The organism is Serratia sp. BNK-10, from assembly GCF_047456065.1.
Classification (GTDB): Bacteria; Pseudomonadota; Gammaproteobacteria; order Enterobacterales; family Enterobacteriaceae; genus Serratia; species Serratia ureilytica.
The window spans coordinates 1072410-1089500 of sequence record NZ_CP179894.1 but is presented as its reverse complement, the minus strand read 5'-3'; the positions used below and the strand labels follow the sequence as shown (position 1 = coordinate 1089500).

Below are 17091 nucleotides of genomic sequence, written 5' to 3'. Positions count from 1 at the left end.
GTTCAGGTTTTGGCCATCAGCTCGCCCAGCAGCAGGTTCGTGGCGCGCGGTTGGTACACTTCATTGCCTGCACCGGGGGTGAGCGTCAGCTCGCCGATATAGAGCCTGTCTTGCGTCAGGTAGAAATCGACCCGGCAGTAGTCCAGATCGGCGGCAACGGCTTGGGCGACCTCAATCATCTCATCCCAAAAGTCAGGCTTCGCGTGCAACGTGTTGATCTGGGGAATATCTTTCTGGGTAAAAAAGCAGTGATGCGCATGGCGGTCCAAGAACTCCAGCGACGTCGGCTCCGGGCCGCCCCGCAGCAACTCCACGAACAGATAAGGCTGGCTGCCGTTAAAAACATGCACTTTATAGTCGATCAATTCACCGTCGCGTTCGATGTCCAACAGGTTTTCAACCACAATTTGCAGTGGGATCTTCGCATAGTGCTTCTCACGAAAGCGCTTCCAATACGTTATTTTTGACCATTTCTTGAGAGTGCTTGCAATCTCATCATAACTCACTCGCGCTTTATCTCTGACAATCTTAACTTGCTGCGAGGCATTATTTGTTTTGATAACAAAAGATTGAGGCAACGACAAATAGTCTTGCTCAGTGAAGTTCTCCGTTATCATGATGACCGGCGTTAGGTATTTTTCCGAAACGCGACTGGATATATAATCCCTCACCGCCACCTTGTCCGCCAACAGGTTGAACTCTTCGCGCGGGTAGCGCATTCTGTGGTAAATCCTTTCGGAAAAACTTTTAGGATTCAAAAAGTTGACAAAGCTTCCGTGAGCAAAATAATGCGACAGCTGATAATAAATAAAGTCAGGCGAAACCTTATAGAGGTATTTTACGAATTTTCTCATTCCGTTGATTCATCCATTAATCCAACATAACAAAAGACCCAGCTAAAGTTTAAATGCAATTGACTTCAATTGTAAAATATAAAAAAAGCCTTGGTGATTATTAAAGGATAAAAAACGGAATAATCCTATATCATAAGGTATTCAGGGAAGCGTCAGTGAAACTAAAGATCATAGACTTCAGCATAATAAGAAACGCTTCCTGGATGATAGCGGAAAAGACGGTATCAATCCTCGGCGTTATATTCATCACCGCCTACATGGCCAAATATATTGGGCCGGAAAGCTTCGGAAAGATTACCTTTGCCACGGCGATTTTCGCCATTACCCAAACGTTGGCGCTGCTGGGGTCGGACACCATCCTCTTCAAACGCATTAGCCGTAATCCGCGCTCCGGCGCAGCGCTGATGTTCTCCACCAACCGGCTGAGGCAAGCCTGTTTCCTGGCCTTTTCTGCGATCATCTTGCTTTATACCGGGCTGCGGGAAGACTTCACGACCTTTTACTTTTGCGCCGCCACATTCCTGGCCTCGTTTTTTTCACTCAAAGACGTCTTCGCCATTTACCATGACGCCCGGCTGGAATCGCGTTTCAATACCCTGGCCAACGTGGCCGGCTTAGCCAGCGCATTGTTGGCTCGCTGGCTGATCGTGTTTTTTGATCTGCACCTGTACTTTCTGGCCATCCCTATCGTGATGGTGTACCTCATCCCCTATCTGATCCGTCATCACCTTTATCATCGCCGCCATCCGGGCTTTTCGGCCCCCGGCCGTATTCGGCGCAAATATGTGCGCTATCTGCTCGCCAGCGGCCTGCCGTTGGCGGTATCCAATGTTTCCATCGCCATCTATACCCGGCTGGCGCAGCTGTTTTTGATGTGGTTCGTTTCCGCCGCGGTACTGGGCATTTACTCGGTCGCCATTACCCTGGCGACCGCCTGGATGTTCGTTACCGATGCCGTCATCACCTCGTTCTTCGCGAAAATATTCGCCTATCGGCGCGAAGACGCGATGCGCGCCGCGGCCAAACTGAATGGGTTGGTGCTGGCCATCGCCTTAGCCATCGTCGCCGGGATCGTTTGGCTGGGCAAACCGGTCATCGCACTGTTGTACGGCGAGCAATACCTGGCGGCCTATGCCGCCATGGGGGTGTTGGCCGTCGCCACCCTGCTCTCCGCCCTGGGGACCGTGGCCTATAAATACATCGTGCTGTTTTCCGGTTACGGCTTCCTTTCCCGCAAAATGTTGTTGGTGTTTATCATTAACATTCCCCTGTCATACGGCCTGATTCGGCAATACGGCATGATGGGCGCCGCTTACAGCACCTTGCTGACCGAACTGCTGTCATTGACCGTACTCAACTATCTCTTTCAACGGGGTGCCGTACTGAAAATGCATCTGCGCTCACTGAACCCGGCGCTTTACCTAAGACGCCCGTCGGGAAAGTAATCCGGCTGCCGTGGCGCAGCACGTAATGCGCTCACAAACGCCGCAAAGCCCGCTATTTTAAGCCTACTTTTTCTCATGCGAGACACCCTGTGGACACCCAACGCTACCTGCAGCATATCGGCTTTACCGGCGTCGCCCGCCCCGATCTCCCCACGTTGCAACAGCTGCACCATCGCCACATGCTGAGCGTGCCGTTCGAGAACCTGAGCATTATTTATCATCAGGGTATTCAGCTGGCGCCCGAAGCGCTGTTCAGCAAAGTGATCGAGCGTAACCGCGGCGGTTTCTGTTATGAGCTGAATACGCTGTTCGCCCTGCTGCTGCGGGAGATCGGTTTCAGGGTGAGCTTTATCTCCGGCGAGATCCGCGCGCGCGACGGCCATTTCGGCCCTCCTTACGACCATCTGGCGCTGCGGGTGGATCTGGCGGGCCAGGCCTGGCTGGTGGACGTCGGTTTCGGCGATTCCTTCCTGACGCCGCTCAAAATCGTCGTTGCCGAGCCGCAACCGCAGGCCAGCGGCACCTTCCACCTGGAGCGGGAAGGCGAATATTACCTGCTGGAACGCCGCAACGGCGACCAGCGCTCGCATGCCAAAACCCTGTATCGCTTTACCGTTCAGCCGCGCGAACCGCATGAATTCGATGAGATGTGCCACTTCCACAGCACCTCGCCGCAGTCGCACTTCACCCAGCGCCTGGTGTGTTCACGGCCGACCGAACTGGGCCGAGTGACCCTCAGCGACATGAAGCTGATCGTGACCGAAGATCATCAACGCCACGAAACGACGCTGCATTCGGAAGAGGAACGGCGAGCCGCGCTGTGGCGGCATTTCGCCATCGATGTGGATCGTTGACGGCGCGGGCGGCGTCCTTTTATTACGATTCTGTTACATCGATTGCATAACCGCGCTTGGCTGATTGCCAGCATCGCGGCGGCAGGCATCATAGGATCATAATTCGGCAACAGAGTGCGAAAATGATCCGTGTGATACTGGTGGATGACCATGTGGTGGTGCGCTCCGGCTTTGCGCAATTGCTCAGCCTCGAAGCAGACATCGACGTGGCAGGGCAATACAGCAGCGCGGCGGCGGCCTGGCCGGCGCTGCTGCGCGACGACGTCAGCGTCGCGGTGATGGACATCGCCATGCCGGATGAAAACGGCCTGAGCCTGTTGAAACGCCTGCGGGCGCAGAAGCCGCAGTTTCGCGCGATCATACTCAGCATTTATGACTCCCCCACCTTCGTGCAGAGCGCGCTGGATGCCGGCGCCAGCGGTTATCTGACCAAACGCTGCGGGCCGGAAGAGCTGGTGCAGGCGGTGCGCTCCGTCGATATGGGCGGCCATTACCTGTGCGCCGACGCGCTGCGGGCGCTGCGCGGCGGCGAGCAGCCGGCCACGGCGCTGGAAGTGCTGACCCCGCGCGAGCGCGAAATCTTCGAGCTGCTGGTCAAAGGCGACAGCGTAAAGGAGATCGCTTTCAAGCTCGATCTCAGCCATAAAACGGTACACGTACATCGCGCCAACGTCCTGGGCAAGCTGCAGTGCAACAGCACCATCGAGCTGGTGCATTTCGCCCTCGATCATCAGCTGCTGGCGGGGCATTGATGTCACTCCGTTCACGGCGCTGGGTTATCTCGCTGTTTATCCTGTTGGCCTGGGGCAGCGGCTGGCTGATGCTGTGGACGCTCGGTTTCTATCTGACCCACAACGGCAATCAGGCGGCGCTGTTTCTGCCCCACGGCGTCTATCTCGCGCTGCTGATCTTGCTGGGGCGGCGCTATTGGCCCGCCCTGATAGCGCCGCCGGCGCTGCTGCTGTTCTGGCTGCACGGCGAACGCCTGCTGAGCGGCTACGGCCTGCTGGCCGCCCCGTTCATCACCCTGATCCCGGCTCTTCTCGCGCAACGGGTCTGGCGCCGTTTTCCGCTCTACTGGCAACGACTGACGCTACTGCTGGCCGCAGTGACCGCCGCCTCGCTGCTCAATACCGCCCTGCTGTCGCCTTTCGCGCAGAGCCCGGCGATGCTGCTCGGCCTGGCGTCGTTTACCGGCGGTGTTTTGTTGACCCCGTTCGTCTACCTGATCTTTGAATTTCTGCGCCAGCAGCACCGCTACCATCTGCTCGGGCTGGACACCGCCAACCCGCCGCTGCGCGCGTCCTTAATCATCTGGTGCAGCCTGTTTTTCGTTATCGGTATCGGTACGCAGATGGTGCTGTCGCCGGAAATCGAGCGCCTGCTGCTGATCGTGGTGTTTTTGCCGAACGTGGTGATGGCGTGGAAGTTCGGTTGGCAGGGCGGCGTGCTGTCCGGCCTGCTCGGCAGCATGATGATCACCCTCGCCCGGCAGGTCGGCGTGGGGTTCGGCAATCTGGTCGAGCTGGAAATCTTTCTGGCGACCCAGGCGCTGCTCGGCATCGGTCTGGGCATCGCCATCAGCCGTCAGCAGCACCTGGCGCAAAACCTGCACCACTATCGCCGACGCCTGGAAGAAGAGTTGGCGGCGCGGCGGGCGTTGACCGAAAAACTGATCCACACCGAAGAAGACACGCGAAAGAACCTGGCGCGCGAGCTGCACGATGAAATCGGCCAGAACATCACCGCCATTCAAATTCAGTCGCAGCTGGTCAAGCGGGCGCGCGATCCGGCGCAAACCCAGGCCGCCGCGAACCAGATAGGCGATCTCGCCCGGCGCATTCATCACTCCACGCGCCAGCTGCTGCGCCAACTTCGCCCGCCCGCGCTGGACGAGCTGACGTTCAAAGACGCGCTTCACCACCTGCTGAGCGAATTCGCCTTTAGCGAACGGGGCATCCGTTGCCGTTTCGACTACCGCCTGACCGACACGCCCGCCGGCGAGACGGTGCGCTTCACCCTCTACCGGCTGCTGCAAGAGCTGCTCAACAACGTGTGCAAACACGCCGAGGCCAGCGAAGTCGCCATCGTTTTGTATCAGCAAGGCGCCATGTTGCACCTCGAGGTACGGGACAACGGCGTCGGCATCCATGCGGGCAACGCGCCGGGCTTCGGCATTCAGGGAATGCGCGAACGGGTCAGCGCGCTCGGCGGCGAACTGACGCTGGAAACGCAGCGCGGCACCCGGGTAATTGTTAACCTGCCCACAAATTTGCAACAAACCGCCGACTAACTAGGAAAAAGTCTTAGCCACTCCGGACTTTATCTCATCCCCTTTCCTTTTCACCTTCTTATAGTCAGCACCAGGGAGGCGGCTATGCAAGCACGCTCGGCATCTGAAATCGATCATCGTTACCGCGCGCTGCGCCCGCGGCTGCTGCTGTACATGGTCATCGGGTACGCCGCCTTTTACCTGACGCGCAAAAGCGTGAATTACGTGCTGCCGGCGCTGCAAACGGATTTGGGGCTGGATAAAGGAGACATCGGCCTGCTCGGCTCGCTGTTTTATCTGAGCTACGGCCTGTCGAAATTCGTCGCCGGGTTGTGGCACGACGGCCATGGGCAGCGCGGGTTTATGGGGATCGGCCTGTTCGCCACCGGTTTGCTGAACGTGGCGTTCGCCTTCGGTGAATCGCTGACGCTGCTGCTGGCGGTCTGGGCGCTGAACGGCTTCTTTCAGGGCTGGGGCTGGCCGCCCTGCGCGCGGCTGCTGACCCACTGGTATTCGCGCAACGAGCGCGGGTTCTGGTGGGGCTGCTGGAATATGTCGATCAACCTCGGCGGCGCGATTGTGCCGCTGATCAGCGCCTTCGCCGCCCAGCGCTGGGGCTGGCAGGCGGCGATGTTGATCCCGGGGGCCGTCAGCATGGTGCTGGGCATCTGGCTCACGCGGCAGCTGACAGGCACGCCGCAGGAAGAAGGCCTGCCGTCGGTCGGCCAGTGGCGCCACGATCCGCTGGAGCTGCGCCAGGAACAGCAAAGCCCGCCGATGGGGCTGTGGCGAATGTTGCGCACCACGATGCTGAAGAACCCGATGATCTGGTTGCTCGGCGTCTCTTACGTGCTGGTCTACCTGATCCGCATCGCGTTGAACGACTGGGGCAACCTGTGGCTGACGGAAAGCCACGGCGTCAACCTGCTCAGCGCCAACGCGACGGTGATGCTGTTCGAGATAGGCGGCCTGCTCGGCGCGCTGTTCGCCGGCTGGGGCTCGGATGTGCTGTTCGGCGGGCAGCGCGCGCCGATGATTTTGCTGTTCACGCTCGGGCTGATGGTGTCCGTCGCCGCGCTGTGGCTGGCGCCGGTGCACCACTACGCGCTGCTGGCGGGCTGTTTCTTTGCGGTGGGCTTTTTTGTCTTCGGCCCACAGATGCTGATTGGCCTCGCCGCCGTGGAATGCGGGCACAAAGGCGCCGCGGGCTCCATCACCGGCTTTCTCGGCCTGTTCGCCTATCTGGGGGCGGCGCTGGCGGGCTGGCCGCTGTCGCGGGTCATCGAAGGCTACGGCTGGTCAGGCATGTTCAGTTTGCTGTCGATCGCCGCCGTTCTTATGGGTTTATTGCTGATGCCGCTGCTGATGGCGAGCGTTACCACCTCTACCGAGAGAAGGATAAAACAATGAAAAAAACGTGGGTCACTACCCTGATAGCGTCCGGCATCGCGCTGGCGACCCTGAGCGGCGCCGCGCACGCCAAGGGCCGCCTGGTGGTCTACTGCAGCGCCACCAATGAAATGTGCGAAGCGGAAACCAAAGCCTTCGGCGAGAAATATGACGTGAAAACCGCGTTCATCCGCAACGGTTCCGGCAGCACGCTGGCGAAAGTGGACGCCGAGAAGAAGAACCCGCAGGCGGACGTCTGGTACGGCGGTACGCTCGATCCGCAATCCCAGGCCGGTGAAATGGGGCTGCTGCAGCCGTACAAATCGCCGAATCTCGACCAGGTCATGACGCAATTCCGCGATCCGGCCAAGCTGAAAGGCAACTACTCCTCGGCGGTCTACGTCGGCATTCTCGGCTTTGGCGTCAATACCCAGCGCCTGAAAGAGAAAAATCTGCCGGTGCCCAAGTGCTGGAAAGACCTGACCAAGCCGGAATACAAAGGCGAGATTCAAATCGCCGATCCGCAAAGCTCCGGCACCGCCTACACCGCGCTGGCGACCTTTGCCCAGCTGTGGGGAGACGATCAGGCGTTCGCTTACCTCAAACAGCTGAACGCCAACGTCTCGCAGTACACCAAATCCGGCATAGCCCCGGCGCGCAACGCCGCCCGCGGCGAAACGGCGATCGGCATCGGTTTCCTGCATGACTACTCGCTCGAAAAGGAACAGGGCGCGCCGCTTGAGCTTATCTCGCCGTGTGAAGGCACCGGCTACGAAATCGGCGGCGTCAGCATCCTCAAAGGCGCGCGCAACCTCGACAACGCCAAATTGTTCGTGGATTGGGTGTTGTCGAAAGAGGCGCAGGAGCTGGCGTGGAAGCAAGGCAAGTCCTATCAGATCCTGACCAACACCACCGCCGATACCTCGCCGAACTCGCTGAAGCTCGACGACCTGAAGCTGATCAACTACGACATGGACAAGTACGGTTCGACCGACGTCCGCAAGGCGCTGATCAATAAATGGGTCAGCGAAGTCAAGATGGGTAAATAAGCCCACATTCTGCGCCTGTTGCCGGGTAAGCCTCACGGCTTGCCCGGCCTGAACATCCGGGAAACTTATGTCACATACACATGCACTCCATCTCGTGAAAAAACGAGATGCGATATCCCTTTGGGTTTTGCTTGGCTGGCTGGCGTTCGCCCTGCTGCCGAGCTGGAGCCTGGATTACGGCCTGCTGGAGTCCACCGGCGAAGAGATCCTCGCGGCCTACGGCTGGTCACACCGCAATATCAGCTGGCTTTGGTGCCTGCTGCCGAGCCTGCTGCTGCGCCCTTACGCTGCGGCGGGCCGTGAGCAGCGGCGCCGCCACGCGTTCGATGCCGGCTGGGCGCTGCTGTGCATGGCCTTTATCGTTGTCAGCGCCACGGTGGCGGGACGCGGTTTAGGCTACGCCACCCTGGTGCAGTTGACCGCGCTGGGCGCCATCATGACGCTGGCGCTGACCCGCCTCGACTGGCTGGGCGGCGACCGTTTCGTTATCGGCGCACTGGTCACCATCGTGGCGCTGATCGGCGTCTTCATCGTCTGGCCGAGCATCGCGATTTTCATTCCGATGTTCACCGACCAGACGGGCGCGTTCGCGCCGCTGGCCTTTATGAACGTGCTGTCGCAGGCGCATATCATTCAGGTGATCCTCAACTCCATCGCCCTGTCGATCGCGGTGGGCGCCGGCTGCACCTTTTTCGGCCTGGTGCTGGCGATTTACACTACCCGCATCGCCAAGCGCAGCGCCATTATCGGCCGCATCTTCTCCATCTTGCCCATCGTCACGCCGCCGTTCGTCGTCGGCCTGGGCGTCACGCTGATGATGGGGCGCTCCGGCTACGTCACCGAGTGGATGGTGGCCTGGTTCGGTTTGACCAATACCAACTGGCTGTACGGCTTTACCGGCATCTGGCTGGCGCAGGTGCTGGCGTTCACCCCGATGGCGTTCATGATCCTCGACGGCGCGATCAAGACCATTCATCCTTCGCTGGAAGAGGCCTCCTACACCCTGCGCGCCAGCCGCTGGCAAACCTTTAACGGCGTGTTCGTGCCGCTGCTGAAACCGGCGCTGGCCAACGCGTTTTTGATCGTGGTGGTGCAATCGCTGGCTGATTTCAGCAACCCGCTGGTGCTCGGCGGCAACTTCGACGTGCTGGCGACGCAAATCTATTTTTACATCACCGGTTCGCAGCTCGATTATCAGGCCGCCAGCACCCTCGGCGCCTTCCTGCTGCTGTTCTCACTGCTGGTGTTCTGCATCCAGTATATGTGGATCGGCAAACGTTCCTACGTCACCGTGTCCGGCAAATCGTATCGCGGCGACGTGCAGCCGCTGCCGGTCACGCTGGTGTGGGGCGTGATCGCGCTGCTGGCGGTGTGGGTAGCCTTTAACGCCCTGCTTTACGGCAGCATTTTCTACGGCAGCTTCACCGTCAACTGGGGAGTGGATTACACGCTGACGCTGGATAACTTCATCAAACTGTTCGGCCAGGGCATGAGCGACGGCGCGTGGCCTTCGCTGCTCGACACGCTGCTGTACGCCGGGATCGCCGCGCCGATCACCGCCGCGTTCGGCCTGCTGATCGCCTGGATCGTGGTGCGCCAACAGTTCAAGGGCAAAAAGACCATCGAGTTCACCACCATGCTGTGCTTTGCGGTGCCGGGTACCGTGGCCGGCGTCTCTTACATTCTCGCCTTTAACGGCGCGCCGGTGTACCTCACCGGGACGGCCGCCATCGTGATTATTTCGATGGTGATGCGCAACGTGCCGGTGGGCATTCGCGCCGGGATCGCCGGGCTGGGCCAGATAGACAAATCGCTGGACGAAGCCTCGCTCAGCCTGCGCGCCGGCTCGCTGCGCACCATCACGCACATCCTGCTGCCGCTGCTGCGCCCGGCTATCCTGTCGGCGCTGATCTACAGCTTCGTGCGCGCCATCACCACCGTCAGCGCCATCGTCTTCCTGGTCACCCCCGATACCCGCGTGGCCACCGCCTACATCCTCAACCGCGTGGAAGACGGCGAATACGGCGTGGCGATCGCCTACGGTTCAATTCTGATCGTGGTGATGCTGGCGATTATTTTCCTCTTTGACTGGCTGATCGGCGAGGCACGCATCTCCCGTTCAAAAGCCAAAAACCAGGCGTAATGGAGCCCATGATGAGCCAGAAAAATTTCGTTGAATTGCGTAACGTCTCCAAACGGTTCGGCAGCAACACGGTAATCGATAACATCACGCTCACCATCCCACGGGGGCAAATGGTGACGCTGCTCGGCCCTTCCGGCTGCGGCAAGACCACCATTTTGCGCCTGGTCGCCGGGCTGGAAAAACCGAGCGACGGGCAGATATTCATTGATGGTGAAGACGTCACCCATCGTTCCATCCAGCAGCGTGACATCTGCATGGTATTCCAGTCTTATGCCCTGTTCCCGCACATGTCGCTGGGGGAGAACGTCGGCTATGGCCTGAAGATGCTCGGCATTCCGCGCGCCGAAGTGAAAGCGCGCGTGCAGGAAGCGCTGGCGATGGTGGACTTGGCGGGGTTCGACGATCGCTATGTCGATCAGATCTCCGGCGGCCAACAGCAGCGCGTGGCGCTGGCGCGCGCGCTGATCCTCAAGCCGAAAGTGCTGCTGTTCGACGAGCCGTTGAGCAACCTCGACGCCAACCTGCGCCGCAGCATGCGCGAAAAGATCCGCGAGCTGCAAAAGCAGTTTGATATCACGTCGCTGTACGTCACCCACGATCAGAGCGAGGCTTTTGCGGTCTCCGACACCGTACTGGTAATGAACAAGGGGCATATCATGCAGATGGGCTCGCCGCAGGATCTCTATCGGCAGCCCGCCTCGCGCTTTATGGCGAGCTTTATGGGGGACGCCAACCTGTTCCCGGCCAGCTTCAGCGCCGATCATGTCGATATCAGCGGCTATCGTCTGCCGCGCCCCGCGCACTTTGCCGCCCAGGGCGCCGGCACGGTGGGCGTGCGGCCGGAAGCGATCACGCTGAGCGAGCATGGCGATGAAAGCCAGCGCTGCGAGATCCAGCATGTCGCCTACATGGGGCCGCAGTATGAGGTGACGGTGGCGTGGCACGGGCAACAGATTTTGCTGCAGGTTAACGCCACCCGCCTGCAACCGAACGTCGGCGAGCAGTATTATCTGGAAATTCACCCCTACGGCATGTTTATGCTGGCGGACGCGGCATAGTCGGCCTCACGCTTAAGGGGTAGAATAACGGCCATCCCGAACGGGATGGCCGAAAATAATCGCCAAAAACACCGTATTTATCTATTTTTACAATTCCACCCAAGTCCTTGTTCAGCCGAAAAATAAATATAGCCACACCCACCCAAAAATAACCACCCAGACCACTCAGGGTGATATTTTTATTTAAATAGGGTAAGCTTGATCCCGCAGTCGAAATTATTTAACGGCCAACTCAAGGAGAAATTCATGAGCAACAATGCACAGGCGCAGCTGGATAATTTACGCAATGTCGCTTCCCAGCTGAAGGAAATGCGCCACTACGCGCAGTCGAATATCGAGACGCTCTCCGCACACTGGCTGGCCTTCGATCAGGGGGAATGCAAAAATAAGGCATTCGCCGAAGCCATTAACGACCTATTGAATAAACAGGGCGCCTGTCTGGAAGGACTGGAAAAAACCATTCAGGATATCGAGATAGAATTAAACCGTCTTGATAAAGCCGCCTGATAATGCCAATTTAAATAAACCCGCCACGCGCGGGTTTATTTTCAGCTGCGGCAGATGACGCGCGCAATATCCCCGGACGTCGTCAGCGCGCGTATTTCGCTGAACAGTTCAGTTGCTTCATCATATTCTTTACGCAAATAACCCAGCCACTGTTTAATGCGCGCCACGTGATACAGGCCGGTGTCGCCCTGCTTTTCCAGATGGACGTATTTTTGCAGCAGCTCAACCACCTGCGGCCAGGGCATGCGCGGTTCGTTATATTTCACCACCCGGCTCAGGTTCGGCACGTTGAGCGCGCCGCGCCCCAGCATGATGGCGTCGCAGCCGGTCGTCTGCAGGCAATCCTGCGCGCTCTGGTAATCCCAAATCTCGCCGTTGGCGACAACCGGGATGCTCAGCCGCTGACGGATCTCGCCGATCGCCGCCCAGTTGATGCGATCCGCCTTATAGCCGTCCTCTTTGGTGCGGCCGTGCACCGTCAGTTCGCTGGCGCCCGCCTGCTGCACCGCATCGGCGATTTCAAAGCTGCGATTGGAAGAGTCCCAGCCCAGGCGCACCTTCACCGTGACCGGCAGATGGGCCGGCACCGCCGCGCGCATCGCTTTGGCGCCCTGGTAGATCAATTCCGGATCTTTGAGCAGCGTCGCCCCGCCGCCGCTGCCGTTCACCAGCTTGGACGGGCAGCCGCAGTTGAGATCGACGCCGTAAGAGCCCAATTCCACCGCGCGCGCGGCGTTCTCCGCCAGCCACTGCGGGTACTGCCCCAGCAGCTGTACCCGCACCAGCGTGCCCGACGGCGTGCGGCTGGCGTGACGCAGCTCCGGGCACAGCCGGTAGAACGACTTGGCCGGCAGTAGCTGATCGACCACGCGCAAAAATTCGGTGATGCACAGATCGTAGTCGTTCACTTCGGTGAGTAACTCACGCACCAAAGAGTCGAGAACGCCCTCCATCGGAGCCAATAATACGCGCATGACCAATCCCAGCTAAAAAAAGACCCGCAATGATACGGGTGAATGCCCGCGCCAGACAAGCCTCTGCGGGCATTAAAAACGCCATCAGCCCAGCCGACGGATCGGTTGACCGGCGAGAAACGCCGCAATGTCCTCGACCGCCTCGGTGAAGTAGGCGCGGTAGTTGTCGTCCGCCACGTAACCCACATGCGGCGTCGCCAGCACGTTGGGCAGTTGACGAAACACATCGTCGGCCGGCAGCGGCTCCGTCTCGAACACGTCCAGCCCGGCGCCGGCAATCTTCCGCTGTTGCAGCACGTCCACCAGCGCCGCCCGATCGACGATCCCCGCGCGCGAGGTGTTGATCAGGTAAGCGGTGGGTTTCATCGCCGTCAATTCGTCCCGCCCTACCAGCCCGCGGCTGCGATCGCTCAGCACCAGGTGAATGGAGACAAAATCGCTCTGCTCGAACAGCGCCCGTTTGGACGGTGCCAGCAGGGCGCCCTCCTGCGCTGCCCGTTCCGCCGTCAGGTTCTGGCTCCAGGCCAGCACCCGCATGCCGAACGCCTGTGCCACCTTGGCCATTTGGCCGCCGATCTTGCCCAGCCCCAGCAGCCCCAGCGTCTTCCCCTGCAGCGTGACGCCCAAGCCCAGCTGCCACGGGCCGTTGTTCCGCAGCCCGGCACTTTCCGGCACGATATGCTTGGCCAGCCCGAGCAGCAGCGCCCAGGTCAACTCCATCGGCGCCGCCGACCCGCTGCTGGTGCCGCACACCACCACGCCGCGCTCGGCGGCGGCGGCCAAATCGATAGCGGCATTGCGCATGCCGGAGGTGATCAGCAGCTTCAGCTGCGGCAGCCTCGCCAGCAGCGAGGCGGTTATCGGCGTGCGCTCGCGCATGATGACCAGAATGTCGCATTCCTGCAGATGCACCGCCAGCTCCGCCTCATCGGCAAAGTGCGCGCTGATGGCGGACACCTCCACCCGATCGGCCAGCGCCGACCAATCCGCCATGTTGAGCGCCACCTGCTGGTAATCATCAAGAATTGCGCACTTCAATTTCATCTCCGTCTCCTGGAATGTAGGGATAGCCACCGTCCAGCCTAGTACGAAAATGCCGTTCCGCCAGGCAAAAAAAAAGCCGCCCATACAGGCGGCTTGCTTTTGCGCAATCGGGCTTATTCGGCCGGTTTGCGGTTGCGCGGGCGACGCGAGGCCGGCGCGCCGGAACGGCGCTGGCCGTCACCCTGCGGGCGAGCGTTGCCGTTACCGTTGCCACGGTTTTCACGCTGGCCGCCGTTGGCGTTACCGCTGCGCTGACCGCCGCCGTTACCGGAACGCTGGCCACCGCCGTTGCCGCGCGGCGCGCCGCGTCCGCCGCCCTGGCGGCCGTTGATGATCGGCTCGGCCTTGATGGTCGGATCCGGCTCGTAGCCCGGCAGTGCAATGCGCGGAATTTCACGCTTCAGCAGACGCTCGATGTCGCGCAGCAGCTTGTGTTCATCCACGCACACCAGCGAGATGGCTTCGCCGGTACGCTCCGCGCGGCCGGTACGGCCGATGCGGTGCACGTAGTCTTCCGGCACGTTAGGCAGCTCGTAGTTCACCACGTGCGGCAGCTGGTCGATATCCAGGCCGCGCGCCGCGATGTCGGTCGCCACCAGCACGCGGATGCGGCCGTCTTTAAAATCGGCCAGCGCACGGGTACGGGCACCCTGGCTCTTGTTGCCGTGGATCGCCGCGGCGGTGATGCCGTCTTTGTTCAGCTGTTCCGCCAGGTGGTTGGCGCCGTGCTTGGTGCGGGTAAAGACCAGCACCTGTTTCCAGTCGCCTTCGCCGATCATCTGCGACAGCAGTTCCCGCTTACGCTTCTTGTCGACGAAGTGCACGCTCTGCTCGATCTGCTCGGACGCGGTATTGCGGCGAGCCACTTCCACCGAGGCCGGGTTATGCAGCAGTTTGTTGGCCAGCGCCTTGATGTCGTCGGAGAAGGTGGCGGAGAACAGCAGGTTCTGGCGCTTGGCCGGCAGCTTGGCCAGCACGCGGCGGATGTCGTGGATAAAGCCCATGTCCAACATGCGGTCCGCTTCGTCCAGCACCAGAATTTCGATTTTGGACAGGTCAACCGCGTTCTGATGTTCCAGATCCAGCAGACGACCCGGCGTCGCCACCAGGATATCGACGCCGCCGCGCAGCTTCATCATCTGCGGGTTGATGCTCACGCCGCCAAACACCACCAGCGAACGCAGGCGCAGGTGTTTGCTGTAGGCATCGACGTTTTCGCCGATCTGCGCCGCCAGCTCACGGGTTGGCGTCAGGATCAGCGCGCGCACCGGGCGACGGCCTTTGACCGGATGGTCATGCTTGCTCAGCAGCTGCAACAGCGGCAGGGTAAAACCGGCGGTTTTACCGGTGCCGGTCTGGGCGCTGGCCATCAGGTCACGACCTTCCAGCACGACAGGGATAGCCTGACGCTGAATTGGCGTCGGTTCGCGATAGCCCTGTTCTTCAACAGCGCGCACAATTTCAGCACTTAAGCCGAGGGTTTCAAATGACATAAAGAGAAAAACTCCAGATCCCCCCTAACCTAACAGTGTTCGGTGCAGTTTCCTGGGAGGATGATCAGACGGGGCATTAAGCATGACCACGAGGGATTGGCACAAACTGCAGTGCACCAGGCGGCGATTGTAACAGAAGTCGCGCAATAAAAAGCACTTTTACGTGCAGAGAGCACAATCTGCCGTAAATTCAGCATTATCTGAAGTCGGTCACATAACTCATTGTGGTTAGCGGTTGCGTTTTAAACAATCTGGCATAAAGTTAATCATATGATTGATTAACTTTGAGCGTGACCTATGCCAGCTTCCGTCCCTCATCAGGCCGCCGGCCGGGCGCGCGGCGAGCAAACGCGCCGGCAACTGCTCGCCGCGGCGACCGACCTGTTCGGTGAATATGGCCTGCAGGGCGCCACCACCCGCGATATCGCCCAGCGCGCCGGCCAGAATATCGCCGCCATCACCTACTACTTCAGCTCCAAAGAGGGGCTGTATCTGGCCGTGGCGCAGTCGCTCGCCGATTTCATCCAGCAGGCATTCGCCCCGCTGGCCGAAGAGGTCGATCGCTTTGGGCAGCAGCCTGCCGCACAGCGATCGCCCGACGCGGCGCTGCGTTTGCTGCAGCGTGGCCTGCTGGCCTTCAGCGAGCTGATGACCCAGCCGCACACGCTGAATCTGAGCAAAATCATGTCGCGCGAACAGCTTGCCCCAACCGACGCCTACCCGCTGATCCACCGCCAGGTGATCGCGCCGATGCACGAACGGCTGTGCCGCCTGCTGTCGGCCGCCACCGGCATCGACGAACGTGCTGCCCGCCTCGTGTTGCATACCCATGCGCTGATCGGCGAGGTGCTGTCGTTCCGCGTAGCGCGGGAGACCATCCGCCGTCAGGCCGGCTGGCAAGAGATTGGTGAGGGCGAAGCGGCGCAAATCGCGGCGGTGCTGAGCGAGCATATCGAGATTTTAGTTATTGGGCTGCGCCAACGTCACGGCGCGTAAATTCAGGCAGGGAGTGTTATGAACAAAAAACGCAGTGCCTTGATCGTGTTGTTGATTCTGCTGATCGCGGCCGTCGCTTACGGGGTATGGCATTACCAACAGCAGCAAGAGCAGCCGCTGACGCTGTACGGCAACGTCGATATCCGCACGGTCAACCTCGGCTTTCGCGTCGACGGCCGCCTGGCGTCGCTGAAGGTGGATGAAGGCGATACCGTTCAGCCGGGCCAGCTGCTCGGCAAGCTGGACGATGCTCCCTACCGCAACGCGCTGCAACAGGCCGAAGCCAACGTCGGCAGCGCGCGCGCCAAACTGTCGCTGCTGCAGGCCGGCTATCGCAGCGAAGAGATAGCCCAGGTGCAGTCAGAAATGGCGCAGCGCCAGTCCGCTTTCGCCTACGCCGACAGTTTCCTGAAGCGCCAGCAAGGGCTGTGGGCGAAAAACGCCACCTCCGCCGACGCGCTGGAGGATGCGCGCACCGCCCGCAACCAGGCGCGGGCCAACCTGCAAGCGGCGAAAGACAAACTGTCGCAATACCGCAGCGGCAACCGCCCGCAAGAAATTGAACAGGCCAAGGCCGAGGTGGCGCAAAGCGAAGCGGCGTTGGCGCAGGCGCAATTGAACCTGCAAGACGCCACGCTGCTCTCCCCTTCCGCCGGCACGGTGCTGACCCGTGCGGTAGAGCCGGGCACCATGCTCGGCGCCGGCGGCACGGTGTTCACCCTGTCGTTGACCCGGCCGGTGTGGGTGCGCGCCTACGTCAACGAAACCAGCCTGAACCAGGCGGTGCCCGGCACCGAGCTGGAGATCTACACCGACGGCCGCCCCGGCAAGCCTTACCACGGCAAGATCGGTTTCGTCTCGCCGACCGCGGAATTCACGCCGAAAAGCGTTGAAACGCCGGATCTGCGCACCGATCTGGTGTATCGCCTGCGGGTGATCGTCACCGACGCCGACGATGCGCTGCGTCAGGGCATGCCGGTCACCCTGCGCTTCGCCAAACCCTGAGGCTGGCC

General features: G+C 60.4%; 15 protein-coding genes. 11 read left to right on the top strand and 4 right to left on the bottom strand.

Translation table 11 applies throughout. The features are described from left to right. Window positions 1-2: 2 nt before the first annotated feature. Window positions 3-854 carry an ATP-grasp fold amidoligase family protein gene (locus ACMGG9_RS05270; RefSeq protein WP_414161954.1) on the bottom strand — a complete coding sequence of 284 codons (852 nt, stop codon included), beginning with the start codon at window positions 852-854 and terminating at the stop codon, window positions 3-5. A 203-nt stretch (window positions 855-1057) separates the two neighbouring features. Here ACMGG9_RS05270 and ACMGG9_RS05265 point away from each other — a divergent pair, with 203 nt between their 5' ends. From ACMGG9_RS05265 to ACMGG9_RS05225, 9 genes are all read left to right on the top strand, one after another. Then, window positions 1058-2299, top strand: coding sequence for an oligosaccharide flippase family protein (locus ACMGG9_RS05265; RefSeq protein WP_206191897.1), 1242 nt, complete (start codon window positions 1058-1060; stop codon window positions 2297-2299). 89 nt (window positions 2300-2388) lie between these two features. Beyond that, window positions 2389-3153 (top strand): arylamine N-acetyltransferase family protein, encoded by a 765-nt coding sequence (locus tag ACMGG9_RS05260; protein WP_414161953.1) that lies wholly within the window; start codon window positions 2389-2391, stop codon window positions 3151-3153. Window positions 3154-3275: 122 nt separating this feature from the next. Next, on the top strand, window positions 3276-3905 hold the full coding sequence (locus tag ACMGG9_RS05255) for a response regulator transcription factor (protein ID WP_033642255.1): 630 nt from the start codon (window positions 3276-3278) through the stop codon (window positions 3903-3905). Beyond that, on the top strand, window positions 3905-5446 hold the full coding sequence (locus tag ACMGG9_RS05250) for an MASE1 domain-containing protein (protein ID WP_213587397.1): 1542 nt from the start codon (window positions 3905-3907) through the stop codon (window positions 5444-5446). Before ACMGG9_RS05255 ends, ACMGG9_RS05250 begins: the two co-directional genes overlap by 1 nt. 84 nt (window positions 5447-5530) lie before the next feature. Next, window positions 5531-6835: an MFS transporter family glucose-6-phosphate receptor UhpC gene (uhpC, locus tag ACMGG9_RS05245; protein WP_033642253.1), complete on the top strand. Its 1305-nt coding sequence runs from the start codon at window positions 5531-5533 to the stop codon at window positions 6833-6835. Next, window positions 6832-7863, top strand: coding sequence for an ABC transporter substrate-binding protein (locus tag ACMGG9_RS05240; RefSeq protein WP_046686604.1), 1032 nt, complete (start codon window positions 6832-6834; stop codon window positions 7861-7863). The genes uhpC and ACMGG9_RS05240 overlap by 4 nt, the downstream gene beginning before the upstream one ends. 67 nt (window positions 7864-7930) lie before the next feature. Then, entirely contained in the window at window positions 7931-10006 is a 2076-nt protein-coding gene (locus ACMGG9_RS05235; protein WP_392587163.1) for an ABC transporter permease, read from the top strand. A gap of 11 nt (window positions 10007-10017) precedes the next feature. After that, on the top strand, window positions 10018-11064 hold the full coding sequence (gene fbpC, locus ACMGG9_RS05230) for a ferric ABC transporter ATP-binding protein (RefSeq protein ID WP_033642250.1): 1047 nt from the start codon (window positions 10018-10020) through the stop codon (window positions 11062-11064). 246 nt (window positions 11065-11310) lie between these two features. Continuing rightward, the gene (locus ACMGG9_RS05225; protein ID WP_049187167.1) at window positions 11311-11571 is read left to right on the top strand and encodes a hypothetical protein; all 261 of its coding nucleotides are present in this window, start codon (window positions 11311-11313) and stop codon (window positions 11569-11571) included. Between the two features lie 41 nt (window positions 11572-11612). Here the strand turns inward: ACMGG9_RS05225 and dusC are convergent, their stop codons facing one another. The 3 genes from dusC to rhlE form a co-directional block, all read right to left on the bottom strand. After that, window positions 11613-12545 carry a tRNA dihydrouridine(16) synthase DusC gene (gene dusC / locus ACMGG9_RS05220; protein WP_033652368.1) on the bottom strand — a complete coding sequence of 311 codons (933 nt, stop codon included), beginning with the start codon at window positions 12543-12545 and terminating at the stop codon, window positions 11613-11615. A gap of 84 nt (window positions 12546-12629) precedes the next feature. Beyond that, the gene (locus ACMGG9_RS05215; protein WP_197754287.1) at window positions 12630-13589 is read right to left on the bottom strand and encodes a D-2-hydroxyacid dehydrogenase family protein; all 960 of its coding nucleotides are present in this window, start codon (window positions 13587-13589) and stop codon (window positions 12630-12632) included. A 113-nt stretch (window positions 13590-13702) separates the two neighbouring features. After that, on the bottom strand, window positions 13703-15082 hold the full coding sequence (rhlE, locus tag ACMGG9_RS05210; RefSeq protein ID WP_042783890.1) for an ATP-dependent RNA helicase RhlE: 1380 nt from the start codon (window positions 15080-15082) through the stop codon (window positions 13703-13705). A gap of 297 nt (window positions 15083-15379) precedes the next feature. Between rhlE and cecR the strand changes: the two genes are divergently transcribed. Then, the gene (cecR, locus tag ACMGG9_RS05205) at window positions 15380-16078 is read left to right on the top strand and encodes a transcriptional regulator CecR (protein WP_033642245.1); all 699 of its coding nucleotides are present in this window, start codon (window positions 15380-15382) and stop codon (window positions 16076-16078) included. An 18-nt stretch (window positions 16079-16096) separates the two neighbouring features. Continuing rightward, entirely contained in the window at window positions 16097-17083 is a 987-nt protein-coding gene (gene hlyD / locus ACMGG9_RS05200; RefSeq protein ID WP_414161952.1) for a secretion protein HlyD, read from the top strand. Window positions 17084-17091: the final 8 nt, after the last annotated feature.

Excerpts from the sequence above, each read along its gene's own strand:
- ACMGG9_RS05270 (WP_414161954.1), bottom strand. The coding sequence starts at position 854 with ATGAGAAAATTCGTAAAATACCTCTATAAGGTTTCGCCTGACTTTATT.
- ACMGG9_RS05265 (WP_206191897.1), top strand. The coding sequence starts at position 1,058 with ATGATAGCGGAAAAGACGGTATCAATCCTCGGCGTTATATTCATCACC.
- ACMGG9_RS05255 (WP_033642255.1), top strand. The coding sequence starts at position 3,276 with ATGATCCGTGTGATACTGGTGGATGACCATGTGGTGGTGCGCTCCGGC.
- ACMGG9_RS05250 (WP_213587397.1), top strand. The coding sequence starts at position 3,905 with ATGTCACTCCGTTCACGGCGCTGGGTTATCTCGCTGTTTATCCTGTTG.
- uhpC (WP_033642253.1), top strand. The coding sequence starts at position 5,531 with ATGCAAGCACGCTCGGCATCTGAAATCGATCATCGTTACCGCGCGCTG.
- ACMGG9_RS05240 (WP_046686604.1), top strand. The coding sequence starts at position 6,832 with ATGAAAAAAACGTGGGTCACTACCCTGATAGCGTCCGGCATCGCGCTG.
- ACMGG9_RS05235 (WP_392587163.1), top strand. The coding sequence starts at position 7,931 with ATGTCACATACACATGCACTCCATCTCGTGAAAAAACGAGATGCGATA.
- fbpC (WP_033642250.1), top strand. The coding sequence starts at position 10,018 with ATGAGCCAGAAAAATTTCGTTGAATTGCGTAACGTCTCCAAACGGTTC.
- ACMGG9_RS05225 (WP_049187167.1), top strand. The coding sequence starts at position 11,311 with ATGAGCAACAATGCACAGGCGCAGCTGGATAATTTACGCAATGTCGCT.
- dusC (WP_033652368.1), bottom strand. The coding sequence starts at position 12,545 with ATGCGCGTATTATTGGCTCCGATGGAGGGCGTTCTCGACTCTTTGGTG.
- ACMGG9_RS05215 (WP_197754287.1), bottom strand. The coding sequence starts at position 13,589 with ATGAAATTGAAGTGCGCAATTCTTGATGATTACCAGCAGGTGGCGCTC.
- rhlE (WP_042783890.1), bottom strand. The coding sequence starts at position 15,082 with ATGTCATTTGAAACCCTCGGCTTAAGTGCTGAAATTGTGCGCGCTGTT.
- cecR (WP_033642245.1), top strand. The coding sequence starts at position 15,380 with ATGCCAGCTTCCGTCCCTCATCAGGCCGCCGGCCGGGCGCGCGGCGAG.
- hlyD (WP_414161952.1), top strand. The coding sequence starts at position 16,097 with ATGAACAAAAAACGCAGTGCCTTGATCGTGTTGTTGATTCTGCTGATC.